Annotated in this window: 8 protein-coding genes; 6 read left to right on the top strand and 2 right to left on the bottom strand. The window is 71.6% G+C overall.

Annotated features, from left to right (window positions below; translation table 11 throughout):
• Nucleotides 1-1,290 (bottom strand): tyrosine-protein kinase domain-containing protein (locus H0487_RS21070; RefSeq protein ID WP_183096185.1); only part of this gene is annotated, 1,290 nt, incomplete at its 3' end.
• Between the two features lie 258 nt (nt 1,291-1,548).
• Between H0487_RS21070 and H0487_RS21065 the strand changes: the two genes are divergently transcribed.
• The 6 genes from H0487_RS21065 to H0487_RS21045 all read left to right on the top strand — a co-directional run bounded on the left by H0487_RS21065 (nt 1,549) and on the right by H0487_RS21045 (nt 5,691).
• Nucleotides 1,549-3,264, top strand: coding sequence for a DUF4012 domain-containing protein (locus tag H0487_RS21065; RefSeq protein ID WP_183096184.1), 1,716 nt, complete (start codon nt 1,549-1,551; stop codon nt 3,262-3,264).
• Between the two features lie 83 nt (nt 3,265-3,347).
• Nucleotides 3,348-3,425: a putative leader peptide gene (locus tag H0487_RS24510; protein WP_368732092.1), complete on the top strand. Its 78-nt coding sequence runs from the start codon at nt 3,348-3,350 to the stop codon at nt 3,423-3,425.
• Between the two features lie 162 nt (nt 3,426-3,587).
• The gene (locus H0487_RS21060; RefSeq protein WP_183096183.1) at nt 3,588-4,436 is read left to right on the top strand and encodes a sulfurtransferase; all 849 of its coding nucleotides are present in this window, start codon (nt 3,588-3,590) and stop codon (nt 4,434-4,436) included.
• Between the two features lie 2 nt (nt 4,437-4,438).
• Nucleotides 4,439-4,735: a DUF1416 domain-containing protein gene (locus H0487_RS21055; RefSeq protein WP_183096182.1), complete on the top strand. Its 297-nt coding sequence runs from the start codon at nt 4,439-4,441 to the stop codon at nt 4,733-4,735.
• Between the two features lie 66 nt (nt 4,736-4,801).
• Nucleotides 4,802-5,236: a thioredoxin family protein gene (locus H0487_RS21050; protein WP_183096181.1), complete on the top strand. Its 435-nt coding sequence runs from the start codon at nt 4,802-4,804 to the stop codon at nt 5,234-5,236.
• Nucleotides 5,233-5,691 carry a DUF4395 domain-containing protein gene (locus tag H0487_RS21045; protein WP_183096180.1) on the top strand — a complete coding sequence of 153 codons (459 nt, stop codon included), beginning with the start codon at nt 5,233-5,235 and terminating at the stop codon, nt 5,689-5,691. Before H0487_RS21050 ends, H0487_RS21045 begins: the two co-directional genes overlap by 4 nt.
• On the opposite strand, the gene H0487_RS21040 is transcribed toward H0487_RS21045, so the two are convergent.
• Nucleotides 5,678-6,794 (bottom strand): asparagine synthase-related protein (locus H0487_RS21040; protein ID WP_220793650.1); only part of this gene is annotated, 1,117 nt, incomplete at its 5' end. The two genes, H0487_RS21045 and H0487_RS21040, sit on opposite strands and share 14 nt — an antisense overlap.

The following is a 6,794-nucleotide window of genomic DNA, read 5'->3' as shown; positions in this document are numbered from 1 at the left end:
GTTGACCCCGCCGCCGTACAGGCGCCCGCCGACCTGGGTGACCCGGTTGACCGCCTCGGCGACCTGGTCGCGGCTGGTCTGGCCGTGCCGGACGACGAGGATGCAGCCGTCCGAGAGCGTCGAGAGCACCGAGGCGTCGGCCACAGGGAGCAGCGGCGGCGCGTCGATGATGATCATGTCGTAGCTCTGGCGCAGGCGCCGGATCAGGTCGTGGGTGACCTTCGACTGGAGGATCTCGGTCGGGTTCGGCGGCTTGGCGCCGCTGGCGAGCACGTGGAGGCCGCTCGGCTCGTGGACCTGGATCGCGTCCTCGATCTGGGCCTTGCCGACCAAGGCGGTGGTGAGGCCGATGGCCGGGTCGACGCCCAGGGTGCTGGCCACCCGCGGGCGACGCAGGTCGGCGTCGACGATGAGGACGGTCCGGCCGGTCTGCGCCAACGCCACCGCGAGGTTGGTCGAGGTCATCGTCTTGCCCTCGCCCGGGACCGCACTGGTGACGACCAGGACGCGTGCCCGGTGGTCGAGGTCGATGAACTGCAGGTTGGTGCGGAGCAGGCGGAACGCCTCGGTGCGGGCGGCGAAGGCGCCGAGGTCGGTGAGCAGCGGGGCCGACCGGATCTCGTTGTCGAAGCCGATGCTGGCGAGGACCGGGGCGTCGGTGACCTCGCCGATGTGGTCGGCGGTGCGCACCGTGCGGTCGAGGAGCTCGCGGGACACCGCGAGGGCCAGGCCCAGCAGGAGGCCGATGAGGCCGCCGGCGATGATGTTGAGGACCGTGTTGGGGCTGACCGGTTCGGCCTCGTACTCCGGGGCGTCGGTCAGCCGGACCAGGATCTGGGAGTCCGAGCCGTCCCCGGCCGTCTCGAGCTCCTCGGCGTAGGTCTGGAACTCGCTGGTGACGACGTCGGCGATGGTCTGCGCCTGCTGCGGGTCGTCGGCGGTGACCGTGATCGTGATGAGGGAGGTCTCCTCGATCACCTCCGAGGAGATCCGGTCGGAGAGCTCGGCCGGCGTCATGTCGAGGTCGAGGACGTCGATGACCCGCTCAGACAGCTCGGAGCTGTGCGCGAGGTCGGCGTAGGACTGCGCCCGCGAGTTGAGGAAGAAGGTCGCGGCGTAGGCGTCGGTCGCGTTGCGCGCGTCGACGGCCAGGAACACCTTCGAGGTGGACTCGTACTCCGGGGTCATGGCCAGCGAGACGCCGGTTCCCACCCCGATGCCCACGATGAAGACGGCTGCGACGCTGCGCCACCGTCGACGCAGGGCCAGCAACAGCTGCTTGAAATCCACGGCACCTCAATCTTCGACGGCAGGCAGCGTACGGAAGGAATGAACGTGTTGACCGTGCTTCGGTCACGCTGCCCTCCCCGACGCTCCCGCATCCTACGAGATCGGTGGTACAACCCGGCACCTGACCGCGGAGCGGGTGGCATGCTGTGCCGCGTGTCTCCCGTCGTTCGCCGCCGGCGTCGCCCGCGCGGGTGGCGGGCTCCGGTCCATTGGGTTCGCCAACGGCGCTCCCGCGGGGTCATCGTCGGCGTCGCCGCCGTGGTGGCCCTCCTCCTTGCGTGGACCGCCTGGACGGCGTGGTCGGCCGCTCGCGACCTCCGGCAGGTCGAGCGCGATGCGATCGTGCTGCGGGCCGAGCTCGAGGACGGCGACGCCGCAGGCGCTGCCCGCGCGCTGGAGCGCTACCAGGAGAGCGCCGGTTCCGCTCGGAGCCGGACCGACGGCCCCACCTGGTGGGTGATCGAGCACGTCCCGGGCATCGGGGACGAAGCGGCAGCGGTGGCGACCGCGGCGGCGGTGCTCGACGACCTGGGCCAGGACGGCATCCCGCCGCTCGTCGAGGCCGCCGAGCTGGTCGCGGCCCGTTCCTTCAACCCCACGAACTACTCCTTCCCGCTCGAGACGATCGCGTCGGTGACCGGGCCGGCCAAGGACAGCGAGGAGGCCTTCGACGACGCGGCCGCCCGGCTCGACACGGTCGACGACCTCGCGCTGACGGGACCCGTGGGCGAGCGCTACCGCGAGCTGCGCGACATCGTGCTGACCGCGCGCGCCACCCTCGGCTCGGCGTACCGCGCCGCTGAGCTGATGCCCAGCCTGCTCGGGGCCGACGGGCCCCGCGACCACCTGCTCGTGTTCGAGAACAACGCCGAGCTGCGCTCCCTCGGCGGGCTGGCCGGGTCGATCTCGCGGATCCACGCCGATGGCGGCCGGGTCGAGATCGAGGAGCAGGAGGGCACCTCCAAGTACGGCGGCCTCGAGAACCCCGTCATCCGGCTGACCCCGGGGGAGCGGGCCGTCTTCGGCGACGCCCTCGGCCAGTACTTCATGAACGCGAGCATGAGTCCCGACGTCCCGAGGGCCGCGGTCCTCGCCCGGACCCGCTGGGAGCGGGAGCTCGGCGGCGACATCGACGGGGTCTTCTTCGTCGACCCGGTCGCGGTCTCCTACCTGTTGTCCGCGACCGGCCCGGTCGACGTGCCCGGCTACGGCTCGGTCTCCGCGGCCGACGTGGTCTCCAAGGTGGAGAACCAGATCTACCTCACTGCCCCGGACCGGGCGGCGCAGGAGGACTACCAGAACGCCGTCGCGGAGGCGGTCTTCAACGCCTTCGCTGCCGGACGGGGCGAGCCGGTCGAGGTGATCCGGATGCTGGCGACGGCCGTCGCCGAGGGCCGGGTCAGGATGCACAGCTTCGTCGAGGACGAGCAGGAGCAGATCGCCGGCACCGAGATCGCGGGCGAGCTCAGGCCCACCGACGACGAGGCGCAGGTCGGCATCTACCTCAACGACGCGCTCGAGTCGAAGATGACCTACTACCTCGCCTACGAGGCGGACGTGATCGCGCGTGCCTGCACCGGCTACAAGCAGGAGATCGCCGGGACGTTCCGGCTGACCAGCACGGTCCCGCCCGGGATCGACCTGCCGCCGACCGTCACCGGAATCTTCCCGGGCGGCCGGTTCTTCGGCGAGATCGAGCCGGGACAGCAGCGGCTCGCCGTCTACGTGATGGCTCCACCCGGCGGGACGATCGAGGAGCTCTCGCTCGAGGGGCGCCGATTCGATCCCGTCGTCACCGACGAGTACGCCGGTCGCGAGGTGGCGCAGATCGTGACGATCCTCGACCCGGGCGAGACGCAGCGGATCGAGTTCGAGCTGCGCACGGGGCCCGGTCAGACCGGTCCGGTGGAGCTCGACGTCACGCCGGGTGCGTTCCCGGGCTCCTCTGCCCGCGAGCTCCGCAGCGCCTGCTGAGGCAATCTCGAATGATGGACACGAGTCTCATTATTCGAGAAGGCGAATAGGACCGCGTGCGAGACCGCCGTACTGTTGCGGCCATGTCGACGACCTGGCTGACCAAGCGACGCGCAGTGGACAACTGCCGCGTCAGCTCGGCGCTGTGTCGAATGCGCTGAGCGGGGTCTGACCCGGACGGTCGTCGCACCGTCCATCCGCTGACACCCGGCGCAGCCGTCTCTGGCCCTTCCTGGCCGCCGTGCGCCTTCGACCCTCCCGCGTCGTTCCCGACGTCAGCGCTTTCTCATCACGAAGAACCGAACTCAAAGGAACCATCAGAAATGAGCCGCGAGAACTCGCTCGTCTCCGCCCAGTGGGTGGAGGAGAACCTCGACAACGCCAAGGTCGTGCTGGTCGAGGTCGACGAGGACACCACCGCCTACGACAAGGGCCACATCAAGGGCGCCATCAAGCTCGACTGGACCACGGACCTGCAGGACCAGGTCCGCCGCGACTTCGTCAACAAGGCGCAGTTCGAGGCCCTCCTCTCCGGTCGCGGCGTCGCGAACGACGACACCGTCGTCCTCTACGGCGGCAACAACAACTGGTTCGCGGCCTACGCCTACTGGTACTTCAAGCTCTACGGTCACCAGGACGTCCGCCTGCTCGACGGCGGTCGCAAGAAGTGGGAGCTCGACTCGCGCGAGCTCGTCGCCGAGCTGCCCGAGCGGGCCGCCACGACGTACACCGCGCAGGAGCAGGACCTCTCCATCCGCGCCTTCCGGGACGAGACCGTCGCTGCGATCGGTACCCAGAACCTGGTCGACGTCCGCTCGCCCGACGAGTTCGCGGGCCGCCTCCTCGCCCCTGCCCACCTGCCGCAGGAGCAGGCGCAGCGCGCGGGTCACATCCCGACCGCGGCCAACGTCCCGTGGAGCAAGGCGGCCAACGACGACGGCACCTTCCGCTCTGACGACGAGCTCAAGGAGATCTACACCGAGGCCGGCGTCGACTGGTCCAAGGACACGATCGCCTACTGCCGCATCGGTGAGCGCTCGAGCCACACCTGGTTCGTGCTCAAGGAGATCCTCGGCCAGGAGAACGTCAAGAACTACGACGGCTCGTGGACCGAGTACGGCTCCCTCGTCGGCGTTCCGATCGCCCTCGGCGACGAGCCCGGGGAGGCCTGAGCATGTGCGGCGCAACTGCGGGCGGTCTCTCGCTCAACGGCATCAACACCGACATCGAGGCGATCATCCAGGGTCAGGTGACCAAGGGCGGCGAGCCGGTCAGCACGGGTTACGTGCGGCTGCTCGACCGCACCGGTGAGTTCACCGCCGAGGTCCCGGTCTCCGCGACCGGTCACTTCCGGTTCTTCGCCGGCGACGGCGAGTGGACGCTGCGCACCCTCGTGCCCGGCGCCGAGCCGACGGACCGCACGGTCCAGGCTGCGGTGGGCTCGATCGCCGAGGTCGAGATCGCATTCTGATCGCCATGACCTTTCACACGGCGGCTCCCGGAATCCCGGGGGCCGCCGTGTGCGTTGGGACCTGATGTGACCGGATTCCTCATCCTCGCCCTGGCCGCTCTCATCGCGGTCGGGTTCGGCTTGCACCGGCGCCGGGTCGATGGCCGCTTCTCGGCCCACGCCGACGCCAGCCCGACCACCTGGGACCACGTCACAAGGGCCGCGCCCTCGATCGAGGCTGGGGAGCGCGCGACCCTGGTCCAGTTCTCCAGCGCCTTCTGCGCGCCGTGCCGGACCACCCGCGTGGTCCTCGCCGACGTGGCGGCCCAGGAGGACGGCGTACGCCACGTCGAGATCGACGCCGAGCAGCACCTCGACCTGGTGCGGGCGCTCGACGTCCGTCGTACGCCGACCACGCTCGTCCTCGACGCCGCCGGGCACGAGGTGCTCCGGGCTGCCGGGGCGCCCCACAAGGACCAGGTGCTCGCGGCTCTCGCGAGCGCCGGGAAGGCCTCCGCATGAGCGACCTGTCCGTCGAGCCGACCACCCGTCCGAGCGGCATCGACCCGCGCGGACCGCGGTTCACCGCGTCGGTCACCGCTGTCGTGCTCGCGGTGGTCCTCGTGCTGCCCGAGACGCCCGCGACCGTGCTGATCGGGGCCCAGGCGCTGCTGTTCGCGACCGGGGTCCTGCTCGGCGTCCAGCGCACCCCGACCGGGCTGGCCTTCCGGACCTTCGTCCGCCCCCGGCTCAGCGCCCCGACCGCGCTGGAGGACCCGGCACCGCCGCGGTTCGCCCAGGGTGTCGGTCTGGTGTTCGCGGCCGTCGCTCTCGGCGCCTACCTCGCCGGCGCGCTCGTCGTCGCCCAGGTGGCCGTCGGCTTCGCGCTGGTCGCAGCGCTGCTCAACGCGGTCTTCGGGCTCTGCCTGGGCTGCGAGATGTACCTGCTCGGGCTGCGGGCGCTCAGGCGGGCCTGAGCACCTCCTCCTCGTACCAGAGCGCGAACCGGCCCAGCGCGAACGCCCGGCCGTAGACGTTCTGCCACCACGGTGCGACCACCGGGTCGGCGAGGCCGGCGCCGATCGCGCGCTCGAGGGCATCGAGGTCGATGAACTCGGGGACCGAGGCGGAGGCCCGGAACCGCTCGACGAGCGACCGGTACGCCGGTTCGGTCCCTGCCACCCACGCGGCGACGTCGGCAGCCTGGGCTCCGCGGGTACGACGCCAGAGCACGGCCTCCGGGACGAGGCCCACCCCGGCCGCCCGGGCCAGGCCACGGTCCCAGCCGTTGGCGATCCAGGCCTCCTCCGGCAGCCGGAGCGCGAGCTCCACCACCTCCGGGTCCGAGAGCGGGTCGCTCCACCAGACGGTCGGGGACAGGTTCTGCGCCGTGCCGATCCGGGACTGGTCGGTGAGCGCGAAGTCGATCCAGCCGCTCCGCGACGCGGGTATCCGGCCCTCGACCAGGTCGAGCCGGGCCACCGCGGCGGCGCTGATCCGCTCGCGGCGTACCGGCAGGTCGGCCGTGCTGAGCGGGTGGTCCTGCCGGGAGGCGATGCCGCGGCGCGCCCGCGCCCACGCGAGCAGCCGCTCCGGCGCCCCCTCCCGGCCGACGCTGCGGACGGCGTCCGGCCACGAGGCGCCGGCGTGGTGGCGCGCGCGGGCCTGGCGCAGCACCGCCCCGAGGCGTCGCTCCCGCACCAGGCCACGGACGATGCCCGCGGAGTCGCGGGAGAAGGTCGCGTTGCCGGCCGACCCGGTCAGGAGCAGGGGAGAGCCCTGTTCCTCGGTCCGGCGCACCATCGCGTTGACCCACACCTGGTTGATCGGGTTGAACGGGGGCTGCCAGGTCCGGCCGATCATCCACTCGACGGCGTCGAGCGGCGACACCCGCGCATCGTTGACGACCGACTCCCACCGCACGCCGGGAGTCGTGCGGGCCAGCAGCTCGGCGTAGGGACCGTCATCGGCCTCCCAGGTGCCGACCGGGTCCTGGCTGCCTGCGCCCGGGATCGGTCGGTGGGTGAGAGCGAGGAGCCCTCGGCCGTCCGGGGCGAGTGCGGCGGCGGCCGCAGCGGGG

The organism is Nocardioides stalactiti (assembly GCF_014180715.1).
Classification (GTDB): domain Bacteria; phylum Actinomycetota; class Actinomycetes; order Propionibacteriales; family Nocardioidaceae; genus Nocardioides; species Nocardioides stalactiti.
This window is presented reverse-complemented; position numbering and strand designations above follow the sequence as displayed.

Excerpts from the sequence above, each read along its gene's own strand:
- H0487_RS24510 (WP_368732092.1), top strand. The coding sequence starts at position 3,348 with ATGTCGACGACCTGGCTGACCAAGCGACGCGCAGTGGACAACTGCCGC.
- H0487_RS21060 (WP_183096183.1), top strand. The coding sequence starts at position 3,588 with ATGAGCCGCGAGAACTCGCTCGTCTCCGCCCAGTGGGTGGAGGAGAAC.
- H0487_RS21055 (WP_183096182.1), top strand. The coding sequence starts at position 4,439 with ATGTGCGGCGCAACTGCGGGCGGTCTCTCGCTCAACGGCATCAACACC.
- H0487_RS21045 (WP_183096180.1), top strand. The coding sequence starts at position 5,233 with ATGAGCGACCTGTCCGTCGAGCCGACCACCCGTCCGAGCGGCATCGAC.